Annotated in this window: 16 protein-coding genes; 11 read left to right on the plus strand and 5 right to left on the minus strand. The window is 59.4% G+C overall.

Annotated features, from left to right (window positions below; translation table 11 throughout):
* Window positions 1-61: 61 nt before the first annotated feature.
* Window positions 62-679, minus strand: a complete 618-nt coding sequence (locus BCF11_RS21390) for a TetR/AcrR family transcriptional regulator (RefSeq protein WP_098496528.1) — start codon at window positions 677-679, stop codon at window positions 62-64.
* 100 nt (window positions 680-779) lie between these two features.
* Between BCF11_RS21390 and BCF11_RS21395 the strand changes: the two genes are divergently transcribed.
* On the plus strand, window positions 780-2240 hold the full coding sequence (locus BCF11_RS21395; RefSeq protein WP_098496529.1) for an efflux transporter outer membrane subunit: 1461 nt from the start codon (window positions 780-782) through the stop codon (window positions 2238-2240).
* A gap of 144 nt (window positions 2241-2384) precedes the next feature.
* Here the strand turns inward: BCF11_RS21395 and BCF11_RS21400 are convergent, their stop codons facing one another.
* Window positions 2385-2858, minus strand: coding sequence for a 3'-5' exoribonuclease (locus BCF11_RS21400; RefSeq protein ID WP_098496530.1), 474 nt, complete (start codon window positions 2856-2858; stop codon window positions 2385-2387).
* A gap of 735 nt (window positions 2859-3593) precedes the next feature.
* Here BCF11_RS21400 and gltS point away from each other — a divergent pair.
* The 3 genes from gltS (at window position 3594) to BCF11_RS21415 (ending at window position 6727) form a co-directional block, all read left to right on the plus strand.
* Window positions 3594-4799 (plus strand): sodium/glutamate symporter, encoded by a 1206-nt coding sequence (gene gltS, locus BCF11_RS21405; protein WP_098496531.1) that lies wholly within the window; start codon window positions 3594-3596, stop codon window positions 4797-4799.
* 306 nt (window positions 4800-5105) lie between these two features.
* Window positions 5106-5984 carry a hypothetical protein gene (locus BCF11_RS21410; RefSeq protein ID WP_098496532.1) on the plus strand — a complete coding sequence of 293 codons (879 nt, stop codon included), beginning with the start codon at window positions 5106-5108 and terminating at the stop codon, window positions 5982-5984.
* A gap of 71 nt (window positions 5985-6055) precedes the next feature.
* Window positions 6056-6727 (plus strand): class I SAM-dependent methyltransferase, encoded by a 672-nt coding sequence (locus tag BCF11_RS21415; protein WP_098496533.1) that lies wholly within the window; start codon window positions 6056-6058, stop codon window positions 6725-6727.
* A gap of 33 nt (window positions 6728-6760) precedes the next feature.
* On the opposite strand, the gene BCF11_RS21420 is transcribed toward BCF11_RS21415, so the two are convergent.
* Complete coding sequence (locus tag BCF11_RS21420; protein WP_233212582.1) at window positions 6761-7543, minus strand: substrate-binding domain-containing protein; 783 nt, start codon at window positions 7541-7543, stop codon at window positions 6761-6763.
* A gap of 150 nt (window positions 7544-7693) precedes the next feature.
* On the opposite strand from BCF11_RS21420, the gene BCF11_RS21425 reads away from it, so the two are divergent.
* The 4 genes from BCF11_RS21425 (at window position 7694) to rarD (ending at window position 9877) form a co-directional block, all read left to right on the plus strand.
* Entirely contained in the window at window positions 7694-8173 is a 480-nt protein-coding gene (locus BCF11_RS21425; protein ID WP_098496535.1) for an OsmC family protein, read from the plus strand.
* A 29-nt stretch (window positions 8174-8202) separates the two neighbouring features.
* Entirely contained in the window at window positions 8203-8451 is a 249-nt protein-coding gene (locus tag BCF11_RS21430; protein ID WP_098497629.1) for a DUF1272 domain-containing protein, read from the plus strand.
* 276 nt (window positions 8452-8727) lie between these two features.
* The gene (locus tag BCF11_RS21435) at window positions 8728-8931 is read left to right on the plus strand and encodes a hypothetical protein (RefSeq protein ID WP_061941816.1); all 204 of its coding nucleotides are present in this window, start codon (window positions 8728-8730) and stop codon (window positions 8929-8931) included.
* Between the two features lie 37 nt (window positions 8932-8968).
* Window positions 8969-9877, plus strand: coding sequence for an EamA family transporter RarD (rarD, locus tag BCF11_RS21440; protein WP_098496536.1), 909 nt, complete (start codon window positions 8969-8971; stop codon window positions 9875-9877).
* A 22-nt stretch (window positions 9878-9899) separates the two neighbouring features.
* On the opposite strand, the gene BCF11_RS21445 is transcribed toward rarD, so the two are convergent.
* Window positions 9900-10322: an ACT domain-containing protein gene (locus BCF11_RS21445; RefSeq protein WP_098496537.1), complete on the minus strand. Its 423-nt coding sequence runs from the start codon at window positions 10320-10322 to the stop codon at window positions 9900-9902.
* Window positions 10323-10449: 127 nt separating this feature from the next.
* Here BCF11_RS21445 and BCF11_RS21450 point away from each other — a divergent pair, with 127 nt between their 5' ends.
* From BCF11_RS21450 to BCF11_RS21460, 3 genes are all read left to right on the plus strand, one after another.
* Window positions 10450-11163, plus strand: coding sequence for an HAD family hydrolase (locus BCF11_RS21450; RefSeq protein WP_098496538.1), 714 nt, complete (start codon window positions 10450-10452; stop codon window positions 11161-11163).
* Window positions 11164-11217: 54 nt separating this feature from the next.
* Window positions 11218-11853 (plus strand): glutathione S-transferase family protein, encoded by a 636-nt coding sequence (locus BCF11_RS21455; protein ID WP_098496539.1) that lies wholly within the window; start codon window positions 11218-11220, stop codon window positions 11851-11853.
* A 111-nt stretch (window positions 11854-11964) separates the two neighbouring features.
* Window positions 11965-13335, plus strand: coding sequence for an MFS transporter (locus BCF11_RS21460; protein WP_098497630.1), 1371 nt, complete (start codon window positions 11965-11967; stop codon window positions 13333-13335).
* A gap of 12 nt (window positions 13336-13347) precedes the next feature.
* Here the strand turns inward: BCF11_RS21460 and BCF11_RS21465 are convergent, their stop codons facing one another.
* Complete coding sequence (locus tag BCF11_RS21465; protein ID WP_098496540.1) at window positions 13348-16530, minus strand: error-prone DNA polymerase; 3183 nt, start codon at window positions 16528-16530, stop codon at window positions 13348-13350.
* Window positions 16531-16539: the final 9 nt, after the last annotated feature.

Here is a 16539-nt window from a genome sequence, read left to right on the forward strand (position 1 = left end):
CAGGATTTCTATTTTGAGACTAGTGACCAATTAAGTCAATGGTCACATCAATATTCAGCACTTATGGCGATAAGCTACGCAACACCAGATTAGATAGTTGCGCCGGCGCATCATCCGCAGAATCGAAGCTTTGCTGCAAAAGCAGCGGATTGAGATAGGGTCGAATGACCAAGTAAATCGCCGTCGCCGTCTCATCGAGCGGCGTCTTGCGCTCAAACTCCTCTGTCTCGCGTCCCTGACGCAGGATGTCCTGCAGCATTGCCTTGATGCGCTCCTCAAAGGCGCGTACTGCCTCCCAATGTTCCGTGGCAGCTGAGGCTGCAATGTCATAGAGCTTGCGATCTTCAAAAAACAGGCGAAGGCATGACTCGACGCCTGTTTTGAACATGCGCCGTAGTTTCTCTGGCGGACGGTCGACTCCGTCAACGGCTGCTCTGACATCCGTTTCGATCTCGTGCAGGCAATTTGCGCAAATCAGTTCGCCAATGGCCTGCTTGGACTCAAAGAACTTGTAAATATAGGCTTTAGAAAAGCCAATAGCCTTGGCAAGATCAGAGACGGTGGTCTTTTCGTAGCCGTACAGGCGGAAGTGCTCGGTAGCCGCGACAACGATTTGATCTCGCACCTCGTGATCGACTGGGCCTCGGGCTGAGCCCGGAGAAGTGGTTGTTTTGCTCATATTAGACAGCTTACCTCTTCTACTCGATTTGCACAACGAGTGACTATTTCATGATATAGTCACTTCATGATTTTTCCCTTTCACGTCGCGGAAGATACCCATGTTACTTAAACGCACTCTCTTCATGTTAGTCGTCGCCAGTCTTTCAGCGGGTTGCGCTGTCGGGCCAGATTACATTCGGCCCGACACGCCCATGCCAGATCGCTACCTAGGTCAAACGGCAGTTGAGCAACGACATGCCAAAGCCACTGCCGATTTCACTGTGTGGTGGGGAAGCTTTGGCGATCCACAATTGACCCACTTCGTAACGCTTGCGCTGGAGCAGAATTTGGATCTTGCGCAAGCATCCGCTCGCGTCGCTCAGGCGCGCGCAGGACTCGGAGCCGCGAATGCCGCGCTGCTGCCTTCCGGCAACATCAATGCCCAGGGGGCACGAGCCTACCAGTCGGTTGAAACGCCATTAGGGCAAGTCTTGAATTCAAGACCCAATTTCGATCGTTACGGCAACGCCTATGAGGCCAACCTCGGCGCAAGCTGGGAGCTGGACGTATTCGGTGGCGTGCGTCGCGGACGGGAGGCAGCACTGGCCGAGTATCAGGCTTCGGAGGCTGGCGCGGCGGCGACACGATTGGCGGTGGCGGCGCAGACCGCTGACATCTACATCAGTATACGTGGACTGCAAACTCGCCTTGACGTTGCCCGCAGGCAGGTACAGACGCAAAAGGAACTACTTTCAACCATCAATCTGCTTTATGGCAAGGGATTGGCAGCCGAACTTCAAGTGCGGCAGGTCGAGGGTGCGCTCGCCCAGGTGCGGGCATCGGTACCGGTCCTCGAAACAGGGCTGGATACAGCCATGAATGCGCTGGACGTGATGCTGGGCACACCGCCCGGTACACACAGGAAGGAGCTGGCGAATACTAGCGTTATTCCGGTCGCTCCACAGATCGCATCAACCGGATCGCCAGGTGATTTGCTCAGACGTCGACCCGATCTGATCGTGGCCGAACGCCGTCTGGCTGCGTCGAACGCGCGTATCGGCATGGCAATCGCCGAGTATTACCCCAAGCTCTCCTTTAGCGGACTGATCGGCAGCGCGACATCTTTATCTAGCGGCAACCTGTTCACCAGCGGCGCAAGTCAAGCCACCGGCGTGCTGGGCCTTCGCTGGCGTCTGTTCGACTTCGGCCGCATCAACGCGCAGATTGACCTTGCCAAAGGCCAGGAAGCCGAGGCGCTAGCCGGTTATCGCCTCGCGGTGCTGCGTGCTACCGAAGACGTGGAAAACGCGTTCTCGGCCCTGGTAAAACGCGAGGATCAGGCCGACATACTCGGTCAGGGTGTGGATTCGCTCAGTCGGGCGAGAGGGGCCTCGCTTGCGGCATACCAGAAAGGGGTCGTCAGCCTTATCGAAGTCTTGCAAGCAGATGAGAACCTGCTACGTGCCTCCGATATGCGAGCGCAAGCGCAAACTGAATCCGCCCGCGCGGCGGTCGCGGCATTCAAGGCGCTTGGTGGAGGTTGGCAACCTCAGGAATCCGAAGCGGTAGCAATTAGATAGCGCAGGTGGAGAAGTTCCACGAGACAGCCTCTATATGCGAGCATCAACTTAGGCTCGCTCATATTTGAGTGGGCTTTTTTAGCATCTCCGACAGCCGAAATGAAGCGCTTGAAGGCAGAGTCGCAGCCCGTTTCGCCGTTGACATTAGTTGGAGGAAGGGTTCTCTTTGAATGCATATTTATTTGCCCATGCGTCATAGAGCGCATGATGCTCAGGCGAATCATTTTCCCTGTGGAAATCGGAGCGGCGCAGCTCGTCGATTTCATTTCCAATGAACGTCTGCCGGCACCACTTCGGCACCTGGTATTCCAAGGCGCTGATCAGTAGATCCCAGTCCGTCTGAGAATCAACACAGATTTCAATATGGTCCCGCTGAGCCCTAACAAGCTCTAACCAGATTCGTAATCTGACGGGCAAATTTTCCTTGGAACATATTGCGTCTGGAAAACGCCCGAGTAGCGGGATAACCGTTTCCCGCACAAAATCGCTGCACTCGCTGTCTGGATACGGAATTTCCGCATAAAACTCTTCCCCGAAATCTGCGACCATCCCGATGCTGATCAAATGTGGGCGAATGAAATCTGTGAATTCCGTGTCGAGAAATATTTTTAGAGTCATCTTTAGACCTCAATCACCAGCGCTGGATCAAACGCTTCGTTTTCCCATTCAAGTTGATCGACATGAGGCGCCGTTTTCACATTGACTGGGTATCGGCTAAGTACGAAATGCGTAGTGCGATTCGTGGCAATGATGTGGTGATTACTTATATTCCCTTGTGATTGATCGACAGCTGTACTGAAGCAAATCTCCGAGTAATGCAAACCAACATCACTCTGTGTCAATTTCTTGTCAAAACTTTCCCAGGTTACATCGCAGTGCCAGAGGAGTCTAAGCTGCGCTGGCTAAATTTGCCGGTCCTTAAGAGAGATTGGCAAGACGCAAAAATTGACGGCGGGCGACCCTTGCCGGCGCGCTGCACATTGAATTTGATGTTGCCTTGTCAATGATTTTATGACAGCATTGGCCCGGCATTTTTTTGTCGCCGCCGAACCCAGCGTTCGGTATATTTCATTAATTCTTGTCAGCAACCTAGCCAGGCATTCCTGCCTGCCCTCCGACGCGGTCCAGCGCTGAAATAATCTGCGGTGTAAGCAATGCAAACGGCAATGCGTTATTCTCGATAATTGCCAAGGGGAAATTGTGTGCTGAATTCAAAGAGATCTTTCTCCCATGCCGAGAGAGCGCAAGCATGACTGCAGATGCTGCCTGTCTTGCATCCTGCTCCGGAGCGAAACCGTTCCCGGTAAGCGACGCTGCCGGTATCGACACATGTTTAGAAACGAAAGGAAATAGATGATTAACTTGGACACCCTGGAAACATTAGTCGCCGCATCGCTGGTATTGCTGCTGGGACGCAAGCTGGTGTCTTCTTCCTCGCTGCTGAGAACCTACAGCATTCCCGAGCCGGTGGTGGGCGGCTTGCTGGTGGCTTTGCTGCTGTTCGGCTTGCGCAGTTTTTCCAATGTCCAGGTGCAGTTCGATAACACCCTGCAAGGGCCGCTGATGCTGGCTTTCTTCGCCACCATCGGCTTGAATGCCAATCTCGCCAGCCTCAAAGCCGGCGGCAGGACCCTGGCTTTGTTCCTGGGCGTGGTGGTGGGTTTGCTGATCTTGCAGGACACCATCGGCATCGGCATGGCGAAGATGATGGGACTCGATCCTTTGATCGGCTTGCTGGGCGCGTCGATTTCCTTGTCGGGCGGGCATGGCACCGGCGCCGCCTGGGGCCGGGTGTTTTCCGAGCGCCACGGCCTGGCGGCGGCCACTGAAATTGCGATCGCTTGCGCTACCTTCGGCCTGATCCTGGGCGGCCTGATCGGCGGCCCGGTGGCCGGCTTCCTGGTCAAGCGCGTCAAATTGCCGGGCGCCCAGGCAGCGCCGGCTGACCACCCGCCGTTGAGTTTCGAGCAGCCCAAGGCGGAGCAGCTGATTACGCCACAAGCCTTCATCGAAGCGCTGGCCCTGATCGCTGTCAGCCTGTCGGTCGGCACCCTGATCGCCAACCAGTTGAACGGCACGGCGTTTGAATTGCCGACCTTTGTCTGCGTCCTGTTTGTCGGTGTGGTGCTGAGCAATGGCTTGTCGCTGCTGGTCGGCTACAAGATTTTCGAGCGCGCCATCCTGCTGCTGGGCAATGTGAGCCTGTCGCTGTTCCTGGCGATGGCGCTGATGAGCTTGCGTCTGTGGGACCTGGCGTCGCTGGCCTTGCCGGTGCTGCTGATCCTGGCGGTGCAGGCGGCGGCGATGGCAGCTTATGCGGTATTCGTGACGTTCCGCGTGATGGGCAAGAACTACGACGCCGCGGTGCTGGCGGCAGGCCATTGCGGTTTCGGCCTAGGGGCGACGCCGACCGCGATCGCCAACATGCAGGCGGTGACCGACCGCTTCGGGCCGTCGCCGCTGGCGTTCCTGGTGGTGCCGATGGTGAGCGCGTTCTTCATCGACATCGCCAATGCGATCGTGATCAAGCTGTTCCTGGCAATGCCGATCTATAACTAACTCTCCTCGCTGCGGGGCGGTAGGCATGGCCTGCCGTCCTGCTGTGCTGCCATCGGCGCTGTCTTTGGCGCTATCGGCAACGCCGTTTCAAGTATATTGACGAATCCGCAATCGATTCTTTGACCGGACGCGCAATGCTTTCACTGCTTTCACTGTTAGCCGGTCATCACATCCAGCTCCGCCTCATATAAACCTGTGCGCTCGCGTTGTTGCTATTGAAATCAATTAATATGTATTCGTTCAGTGTCTGGCATCGTCGGATGCTGGTTTGTTGTCGATTCTGTATTTTTAATTGAGGGATGTGCGATGGATTTAGGTGTGCTGGTGTATGTCGACAACAGGGAAGAAACGATAGAGGAATTTCATTGGCTCTACAAAAGCATGATTTATTCCAATCTGTTTGCCCGCGCAGAGATTATCGCTGTGTGCCATCCGGACGCCGTAAGCGCGCTGCCGGCAGATGCGCGAATCAAGCTGCTGCCAAGCGCACCCTATGCGGACAGCCATAGCGAATGGGCCGGGTATGGTTACATCAATTCGGTTGCAAATTTGTGCCAGCCGGAAGTCCTCGATCTGTGCAGAAAATATCAATACATACTGAAGACCGACTGCGACACCTTCGTTACCCGCGCAATGGCTGATTTCCGTCCGAGCGGCTTGTGTTTTGGATTTGGCGCTTACGCCTATACCGAAGAAGTCCGCAAGAAATTGGTTGAATGCAGCCAGCGCTGGGGTTTCCCGCATTCCGGTTTGCATAACGTCGGCGCTTCGCTGCTTGGGCCAAGCGAATTCGTGTGCAATTTCGTTGTCGCCCAGATGGACTATTGCCAGAAACTTCTGGACGAGGAATTCCGCGACTTCGAGGGCACGTGGCCCGGCTGGTGCAAGAACGTCCTGACCATGTACGCCGGAGAGCTGGCGCTGCGCCGTACTTATCCTCAGCGCTGTTCGCAGGGCTTTCTCGATCACTTCCCGCATGCGGGCCGTGCATTGGGCAGCGATGTCTTGCATATCCATGCATGGCATACCGAAGAGTATTGGTCCAAGCGCGATTTCCGTGCCGGCAAATATGACCATATTCCGCTTGGCGAAATCGACCGCAATACGCTCGCCGGCTACTGCCACTGGCTGGCGGCAGCCGATGTCGAGCAGGTGCAGGCTAGTGTTTCCTCAGTCTTGCGCTGAGCTGCCGCAATGTATTTGCGGCGCAATGTTACGCATTCCGATAATTAATTTTTTTAGTCAGGATATTGATCATGCCGTTTTCCGCGAGTTCTTTTGACGAAGTTACCGGTGCACTGCTTGGCGCGCTTGCGCCGGAGCGCATCCTGGATATCGGTTGCGGCGAGGGTAAATACGGCCGCCTGGCGAAACAGGTTTTGCCGCAAGCGATAGTGGAAGGCGTGGAAATAGAGCGCAGCTACGTAGAGAGATTCGGCTTGCAGGATATTTACTCGCCGCTGCATGTGATGAGCGCGGTCGACATTCCTTCTACGATGACCGATGAAATGTTCGATTTGACCATTATCGGCGACTGCATCGAGCATTTGCCGAAATCGGCTGGCCTGGATTTGCTGAATTTCCTTACCTATCACTCTGCTTACACGGTAGTGGTCTTGCCTGAGGCGGCGATTCAGAATTCGGTCGAGAATGTTCGTTCCGAGGCGCACGTATCGGTATGGTCGGAACGTGATTTTGCCTGGCACGACAACTGGGCCTGGGCCCAGGTGTGGCAAATGCAGTGCTACATTTTACGCGGCTATGCGCCGGCGAAAATCAGCCTTGCCGATTTGATCGCCACCTTGCATGCCCGCCAGTTCATGCTGCATTACGATACCGTCCAGGTTCCGCTGGCGTTCAACCATGTGAATCACACCAAGCTGTATCCGGGCGCCGACGGCGGCAGTGTTTATTGGCGCCAGCAATAGCAGGGCGCGCGCCGGCGACGTCGCCGACCTGCTTTACCGGTGCGATGAAGACAGAGAGTCCAGGCCGCTATCCCGTATCGCGTCCTGAGCTGTCGGAGAAGCCAGGTAGCGAATCAGCTTTCTGCCGGCCTCGGGATGCAGGGCGTTGCTGGGAATGCCGGCGGCAAAGGTGGTGACGCTTTGCGCCTGCTCCGGAATCTTGCCGGCAAAATCGACGCCGCTCACCGGCAGCAATTCGCTGACCTGCTGGAATCCCAGCTCATATTCTCCCTTGGCCACCAGGCTGGCGACCGGGGTTTTTTGAATCATGTGTCCCTTACCCTTGACCTGGTCTTCGATGCCGAGCAGCTTGAACAGCTTGCTTTCTATGTAGACGCCGCTGGCGCTGTCCGAATAGGCGATCGATTTTGCGTTCAGCAAGGCCTGGCGCAAGCCGTCCATGGTGCTGATGTCCGGCTTTGCGGCGCCGCTCTTGACCACCATCCCGATCCGTGAATCCGCCAGGTCCTGGCGGCTGTCGGCGTTTACTTTTCCTTGTCGGATCAGGTCATCCAGGGCATAGCCGACCATGATCACCACGTCGGCCGCTTCGCCGCGCTGCAGGCGGTTGGGAATCGCCTCGGGCGCGGCGCCCATGGACGGGCCCCAAGCCGTGTTCAGGCTGTCGCCGCTGGCTTGTTCGAAGCCGGGTGCGAGCACCTTATAGGCGGCGCTGAAGCCGCCGGAATTCATGACGTTGATCTGTTCTGCCGAGGCATTGCCGGCGAGCAGAGCGATGCCGAGGATCACTCCGGACAAACAGCGAGAGAAAAGCATTTTACGTTGCATGGCGAGTCCTTGTTTGTCATTTCTGACGAGGAAAATATTTTCAAGAATTGCTGTAAAGATATATCATTCGGGGGCCGCCCAGACACACTACAGTGTCCCGCAATAAATTTCCAGACTATCCAGATCCAAGGAGAATTCATGTCCACGCATATCGCCACCGTCGCATGGGAACGCGGCGCCGCAGCCTTTGTCGACAACCGCTACAGCCGCGCCCATCAGTGGCGCTTCGACGGCGGCGCGGTGGTGCCGGCCTCCAGTTCGCCGCACGTTGTCAGGGTGCCTTTGTCGGATCCGGCCAATGTCGATCCTGAAGAAGCGTATGTCGCCGCACTCTCCAGCTGTCATATGCTGTGGTTCCTGGATATCGCCAGGAGCGCCGGCTACCTGGTCGAGCGTTATGTCGACAATGCCCAGGGCCATATGCGGCGCGGCGCCGACGGCAAGAGCTGGGTGGCGCTGGTGGAGCTGCTGCCGGCCGTGACTTTCGGCGGCGCCAAAGTGCCGGGCGACGCGGTGCTGGAACATCTGCACCACAAGGCGCATGAAGAATGTTTCCTGGCCAGGTCTGTCAAGAGCGAGATCACGATCCAGGGCAGCTGGAGCCATCAAGCCGGGTGAAATTCAAGCATTCAAGAAAGGGGATGGCCATGCTGTTGTTGAAACCGAATTGCGAATGCTGCGACCGCGACCTGCCGCCGGACTCGGCGGACGCGCGCATCTGCAGCTTTGAATGCACGTTCTGCGTGGATTGCGCCGGCCAGGTGTTCAAGGGCGTATGCCCGAATTGCGGCGGTAATTTCGTCGCCCGTCCGATCCGGCCGCCGGCCATGCTGGCGCGCCGTCCTGCCTCGACCGAGCGATATTTGCGTGAGCAGCCCTGCCGAAGTCCATCCTGAAGCATTAGTGGACTGTAACCGCCGAATCAAGAGTGCCTGTCACATATCCGACACGCATGGCGGCGTTGCACATGCTCGCAATAGCCCCACTATTGCTCCGCTGTGCGCCTTGCCCTGCGTGCCGGATACGCGCCTTTCACTCTCGATTCGGCGATTACAGTCCACTAGCCCGGAGGCGAGTAAAATACCGGCGGCAGAGAACTTGCCGCCGGCGCCTGGTCGCGGGCGGGTTTGTTGTCAGACTGCTACAACATGATGGTTTTGACTGGAAAAATAATGGCAAAGAAGAATGAAGAGCTGGATCCGGAAACGTTGGCTCTGATCAACTGGTGCATCGAAGTAGAAGGCTTCCTGGTCGCCGGCGGCGCTACGCTGGAGCAGGCGCAGGAGCATATCGAAGAGCAGGTGGAGTGGTTCACCGACCAGTTTTATGACGGCTTGACGCCGGAACAAGCTGCCAAAGAAGCGTTGGCCGATTGAACGCAGCGGCCAACCCGGCCGTGTTGGGCCGGACGCCATGAGCCAGCATGAAATAGGGCGCGGCATCAGCCTCTCGGTTGGCGCCTCGATGCTGTTCGCCCTGCTGTCCGGCTATACCAAGCTGCTGGCGCCGCTCGACGGCCTGGATATCTTTGCCTGGCGCGTGGTGTGGACGCTGCCCGGCGCGCTGGCGCTGCTGTTCCTGCGGCGGCGCTGGCCGCAGGCGCGCGAGCTGCTGCAGCGCCTGCGGCGCGAACCGCTGACTTGCCTGATGCTGCTGGTGGTGGCGTCCCTGCTCGGGGTGCAACTCTGGATTTTCCTGTGGGCGCCGCTGCACGGGCGCGCACTGGAAGTGTCGCTCGGCTATTTCCTGCTGCCCTTGACCATGGTGCTGGTCGGCCGCTTCTATTATCACGAACGGCTGGATATCTTCCAATGGCTGGCGGTCGCCTGCGCCTTGGTCGGCGTGCTGCATGAGCTGTGGATGACGCGCAGCTTTGCCTGGCCGACGCTGGTGGTGGCGCTCGGCTATCCCCCTTACTTTATCCTGCGGCGCAAGATCAATGCCGATCCGGTAGTGGCGTTCGCGCTGGAGATCGCCTTGCTGTTGCCGTTTGCGGCAGCCATGCTGTATGCGCGCGATTCCTTGCCAGTGATTGCGCAGCGGCCCGACATGTGGCTGTTGCTGCTGCCCGGCCTGGGTTTGCTCAGCACGGTAGCGCTGGGCGCCTACCTGGGCGCCAGCCGGCTGCTGCCGATGGCCTTGTTCGGCATCCTCGGCTATGTCGAACCGGTGCTGCTGGTCGCTGTTGCGCTGCTGTTCCTGGGCGAAGCTTTGGCGCCGGGCCAGTTGCTGACTTATATTCCGATCTGGTGCGCGGTGGCGCTGACCGCGGTGCATAGCGTGCGCCTGTTGCAGAAAGAACGGGCGCTGCGGAGCTCCTGACGCGGCTCGCTATCCGCTTGTGCTAGCCCGCGCCGTTGCCGCCATGGCGCTGCGCCAGTGCGCTCAATGCCGCCACGGCCTCGCTGGTGCGCGCGGCCGGCACGAAGATGTGATCGTGAAAAAAGGCAGCCAGCACATTGGCGCTGATGCCAGCCTTGGTCAGTTCAGCCGCCACCGCAGCGGTGAGCCCAACCGCCGCCAGGCTGGAATGGACGCTCAGCGTAATCATGGCGAACACTCCTTCGTAGGCCAGTCCGGCGCGGTCGGCGGCTGGCTGCGGCAGGATCAGTGTCAAACCTTCCTTCTCCTGGAACGAGGCGAGCGGCGCCAGGTCCGCATGCACGCCGTAGCGGCCGTCGGCAATGCAGCAAAAGACGAACCGGCCGTCGCTGGCGATCGGGCTCATGGAGCCGAGCAGGGTGTCGAGATCGGTGATGGCGCTCATGGTCGGAGATGGCTGGATTGGTGAGCCGCTATCATACCTGACAGGTGGGCGGCCGAAGTCATCGTCCTGTCATACGACTGCTATATGTTGACGTCAAGAACTGCTGCCTCCCCCTGACGGATAGACAATGTACAAAAACAGCAAGCGATTAATCATTCTCGATGCAGACGGCACCACCATCGACGCCTACAGCGCCATCGACAAGACCTTTTCCCGCCACGGCATGGAGATCGGCGATGAAGAAAGATTCCAGAAGCGGCGCCGCCTGTTCAAATACCTGGGCGGCTTGAAAGAATTTCCGGCCAATCTGAAAAAGCAGATCGGCAAGCAGAACCGCAAGCAGCTGATCGCTACCCTGACCGAGGTCTACCGGGAAGAAGCCCGGCTCTATCCCGGCATCGCCGAACTGGTGCAAAGCCTGATCAACGCGCCCGACATCGCAGTCGGCCTGGTGACGCGGAATATGACCAACGACCCGGAGCACACGCTGCGGCTGCTGTTCCGGCGTCACGATATCGATATCGACAGCTTCGATTTTTTTGCCCACGTGCCGCTGCACCTGGAAAAAATGCAGGAATTCCGTTCGATCCGGGAACGCATGGATATCAACCCGGCGCGCGGCTACATCTGCGGCGACGAGCACAAGGATTACCTGGCGGCGATCGGCTCCGGCATGCACCCTTTCATGGTGTCCTACGGTTTTGAGAGCCACAAGCGGCTGATCAAGAAATTCAGCGTGCCGGAAGAAATCATTTCCCGTTCGCCGGAGGAGTTTTGCGGGCGGGTGCGGCATGCGCTGGGCCTGGAGGTTCCGCGGCCGGCTGCAATCCCGGCGACATGACGGCTTCACTCCCTGTTAGAATTTATCTTCCAAAAGATAGAACGGCGGGGTCGCATGTACACACTCTATGGCTTCAAGGGCTGCGGCTCTGCCGTGGTGGAAATCGCGCTGGTGTTGGCCGGGCAGAGCTACCGGCTGGTTGACGCGGCCTCTTGGGAACCGGGTTCGGCAGTCGACGAGCTGCGGCAATGCAACCCCCTCAGGCAAATCCCCACTTTGCAACTGCCGGATGGCAGCGTGCTCACCGAAAGCGCCGCGATCCTGCTGCATCTCGGATTAACCCAACCCTCCGCCCGATTGTTACCTGACAACGAAATGCAGCGTGCCCAGGCCATCCGCGGCCTGGTGTTCATCGCGGCTAACTGCTATGCCGCCATCGGCGTGATCGATTATCCGGAGCGCTGGTGCATCAACGCCGACGAGGCGATCAAGGAGCAGATCCGGCAAGGCGCGCGCGAGCGCCTGTACCGCTATTGGGAAATTTTTGCCGATACTTATACTTATGCAGCAAGCCCATTCCTGAACGGCGCCGAGCCCGGCGCGCTCGACCTGCTGGCGGCTGTGGTGAGCAAATGGTCGGGCGCACGGGGATACCTGGGAAAAGCCCGGCCGGATTTCCTGGCGCTGCTCGAAAATATAGAAACCCATCCCAAGGTGGCGCCCATATGGCAGCGTCACTGGCCTGGCTGATTTCGCAGCAGATTTTTGCAGCACCTCATCCGTCGCCACAGACGACGGATTCCCACAAAAAAACGGAGACCCATCGTGCAGTCAAATACCGAACTGTCTGAAGACCAGTTGATGAAGAAAGTAGCTTGGCGCCTGATGCCATTGCTGATCGTGATGTTCCTGGTGTCCTTCATCGACCGCCAGAACGTCGGCTTCGCCAAGCTGGACATGGTGCATGCCTTGCACATGAGCGAGGCCGCCTACGGCCTGGGCGCCTCCCTGTTTTTCATCGGCTACCTGCTGTTTGAAATCCCCAGCACGCTGGCTTTGCACAAATACGGCGCCCGGGTCTGGCTGGCGCGCATCATGTTCACCTGGGGCGCGGTGACGATCTTGCTCGGCTTCACCACTTCGCTGCCGATGTTCTACGTGCTGCGCTTCATGCTGGGCGTGGCCGAAGCCGGCTTCTATCCTGGCGTGATCTATTACCTCACGCTCTGGTTTCCACAGGTATACCGGACCCGGGTGCTGGGCGTGTTTACGCTCGGCAGCGCGCTGGCCAACATGCTGGGGGCGCTGGTTGGCGGCTTGCTGCTGAACCTGAACGGCACGCTTGGGCTGGCGGGCTGGCAATGGGTATTCATCGCCACCGGCGCGCCGGCGGTGCTGCTGACGCTGGTGGTGATGGGCTACCTGCCGGGTTCCATCGATGAAGCCAAGTTCCTGTCGGCGGCGCAGAAAATCAAGCTGAACGACATGATGCGGCGCGACACGCCGGCCAACGTCACCCGCGGCAATCCGCTGGCGGCCTTGTGGGATCTGCGCGTGCTGATGTTTGCCGCCACCTACATGCTGATGTCGACTTCGCTGTACGGCGTCACTTACTGGCTGCCGACGCTGGTCAAGGGCTTCGGCGTCAGTTCCACCATCAACGGTTTGCTCAACATGATGCCGTGGGGTCTGGCGGTCTTGCTGCTGCTGTGGCTGCCGGGGAAATTGCGGCATGACCGCGTGGTGTACCAGGCGATCGCGGTGATTGGCTTACTGGGTCTGGTGTGCTTCGCCTCCAGCGCGCTGCTGGATTCCAATGTGCTGCGCTTCGGCGCGCTGGTGGTCGGTGGCGCCTGCATCACCTTGCTATATCCCTGCTTCTGGTCCTTGCCGCCCAAGTTCTTCCAGGGCGCGCGCGCGGCAGCCAGCATCGCCGCCATCAATTCGATCGGCAACCTGGGCGGTTTCTTCGGCCAGAACCTGATGCCCTATGTAGGCAAGCTGACCAACAGCAATGTGACGCCGATGCTGGTGCCGGCGGCCTGCCTGGCGGTGCTGGGCGTGGGCGGGCTGGTGGCGGTCAACTGGCAGCGCAAGCGCGACCTGGCGCATGAGGAAGGCTTGCAGCGCGCGGTAGCAGTGCAGGAAGACGGCAGCGAAGATCCCGGCGCCGGCATCGACCTGATGCTTGATGCGCATCCCGACCATATGCACATGCCGCAGCAAAAATAGGATGCTTTCGCTTCAATGAAAGTCGCGGCTGCTGGTATTCAGCCTGCCCAGCAGCGGCGACAGATCCACCAGCCGTTTTGCCACCAGGTGGCTGACGCCGTCATGGGTTTGCCAGACCCCATACACGCCCATCAGGGACGCGCCCCGCAATTCCTTGCGCTGGCGATCCACCAGGTCGGGCCAGACGATCACGTTGACGGTGCCGGTTTCATCTTCCAGGGTGACGAACACCACGCCCTTGGCCGTGCCGGGGCGCTGACGCACCGTGACGATGCCGCAGCCGCGCGCCAGCTGGCCGTCGGCAAAGGTGTTCAGCACATCGGCCGGCAGGAAGCGCCTGGCGCTCAGGGTTGTCCGCAGCAGCGCCAGCGGATGGCGGCCCAGGGTCAGGCCCAGCGTGTGGTAATCGTGCAGGATGTTCTCCGCTTCTCCCGGCGGCGCCAGCAACAGTTCTTCCTCGTTGACCTGGGCTGGCCTGAGCAAGCCTTTTTCGGGGGCGCTGACCAAGGCCTGCCACAAGGCTTGGCGGCGGTTGCCGGAGAGCGGCGCCAGCGAGCCGGCGGCAGCCAGCGCCTGCAGCTGGTCGCGCCTGAGGCCGGTGCGCAAAGCCATGTCCTGGAGGTCGCTGAAAGGGCGCACGGCGCGCGCTGCTTCGATTTCTTCGGCATTGTCGAAACTCAGGCCGCGCACCAGGCTTAGCCCCAGCCTGACCGCTGGCCGTGTCGATCCTGCAGTGGACTCCAGCGCGGCTTCCCAGTTGCTGCGGTTGATGTCCACCGGCAGCACGTCGACGCCATGCCGGCGCGCATCCTGCACCAGCTGCGAAGGCGAATAAAATCCCATCGGCTGGCTGTTCAGCAGCGCCGCCAGGAAGGCTTCCGGTTCGTGGCATTTGAGCCAGGAGCTGGCGTAGGCCAGCAGGGCGAAGCTGGCGGCATGGCTTTCCGGGAAGCCGTATTCGCCGAAGCCCTGGATCTGCTTGAAGATGGCTTCGGCGAAATCTTTTTTATAATCTTTTGCGACCATGCCGTCGATCAGCTTGCGTTCGAATTTTTCCAGGCCGCCTTTGCGCTTCCAGGCCGCCATCGAGCGGCGCAATTCATCCGCTTCGCCCTGGGTGAAGCCGGCGGCGATGACGGCGATTTGCATGACTTGCTCTTGGAAAATCGGGATTCCCAAGGTGCGCTTCAATGCTATTTTTAATTCCTCGCTGGGGTAATCGATTTCTTCCGGCTTCTTTTTCCGGTTTTGCAAGTAGGGATGCACCATGCCGCCCTGGATCGGCCCGGGCCGGACGATGGCGACCTGGATCACCAGATCATAGAATTCCTTGGGCTTGAGGCGCGGCAGCATGCTCATCTGGGCCCGGCTTTCGATCTGGAACACGCCTATCGTATCGGCCTTGCGGATCATCTGATAGGTGGCAGGATCTTCACGCGGGATATCCTGCATTTCAAAGCAGGCGCCGCGCTGGCGGGAAACCATCGCCAGCGCCCGCTGCAGCATCGACAGCATGCCCAGCGCCAGTACGTCGACCTTGAGGATGCGCAGCGCATCGAGGTCGTCCTTGTCCCATTGCACCACGCTGCGGTTCGGCATCGCCGCGTTCTCGATAGGCACCAGCCGCGACAGCTTGCCGCGCGAGATCACGAAGCCGCCCGGGTGCTGCGACAGGTGGCGCGGAAAACCCATCAAGGTATGCGACAGTTCTGCCCAGTGCTCGGCAATCGGGGTATCGGGGGCGATGCCGAGTTCGCTGAAATTCTGCTGCAGCTGCTGCTTGTCGTCCCACCAGCGCTGCGATTTGGCGACTTGGTCGACCAGGCTGGGATCGACCCCGAGCGCCTTGCCGACATCGCGCAACACGCTGCGCGGCCGGTAGCTGATCACCACGGCGGTCAGGGCGGCGCGGCGGCGGCCGTATTTTCCATAGATATACTGGATCACTTCTTCGCGCCGCTGATGCTCGAAATCGACATCGATGTCAGGCGGCTCGTCGCGTTCCTTGCTGATGAAGCGGCCGAATAGCAAGGTGCTGCGCGAGGGATCGACCTCGGTGATGCCGAGGCAGTAGCAGACTGCTGAATTGGCGGCCGAGCCGCGGCCCTGGCACAGGATCTCCTTGCTGCGGGCGAATTGGACGATGTCGTACACCGTCAGGAAATAGGATTCGTAATTCAGCGCATGGATGATATCGAGCTCGTCTTCCAGCTGGTTCTGCACCGCCGCTGGAATCTCATCGGCATAGCGCCGCCGTGCGCCGATATAAGTTTGCTGGCGCAAGTAACTGGCAGCGCTATGGCCGGCCGGCACCACTTCATCAGGATATTCATAGCGCAGTTCATCCAGCGAGAAGTTGCACATGGCGGCAATCTCCACGCTGGCCGCCAGCGCCGCTGCCGGATACAGGTTGGCCAGCCGCAGCCGGGCGCGCAGGTGCTGCTCGGCGTTGGGCGCGAGCGCATAGCCGCAGGCGGCGACCGGCTTGCCGATGCGGATCGCCGTCATCGTATCCTGCAGCGGCTTGCGCGAGCGCCTGTGCATGCAGACATCGCCGGTAGCTACCACCGGCAAGCCTTGCGTCTGCGCCACTTGTTCGATGACGGCGCGTTGCTGCTGGTCGCCGGCCTGGTGCAGCAAGGTCAGGCCGATCCAGCCGCGGCCCGGGAAATTGGCGCGCAGCCAGGCTGCCTGCTGCATCAGCGTGGCGCTGGCTATGCCATGCGCGGGCAGCAGGATCAGCAGGCAGTCGGGCAGCTGGCGCAGGTGGGCGTTGTCGGCGCCGGGATTGTCCAGGTCCTGCGGCGTCAGCAGGTAGTGCCCTTTGCCGGCGCGGCTGCGCGCCAGCGTGATCAGTTCCGACAGGTTGCCGTAGCCTTCGCGGTTCTGCGCCAGTGCAATCAATGAAAAGGCCGGGCTGCCGTCGGCTTCGTGCAGCTGGAACTGGCTGCCGATCAGCAGCTGCAGTTGATGCGCTTTGGCTGCCACATGGGCGCGCACCACGCCGGCCAGCGAGCATTCATCGGTCAGCGCCAGCGCGTGGTAATCGAGCTGGGCCGCGCGTTCCACCAGTTCCTCGGGATGCGAGGCGCCGCGCAGGAAACTGAAATTGGAAACGCATTGCAGCTCGGCGTATTCCGGCAACGAGCCCGGTAGAATATCCGAGAGCGAGGGATTGGGCTTGATCTCATCCATGGCTTATTC

Source organism: Collimonas sp. PA-H2, from assembly GCF_002564105.1.
Lineage (GTDB): Bacteria > Pseudomonadota > Gammaproteobacteria > Burkholderiales > Burkholderiaceae_D > Collimonas.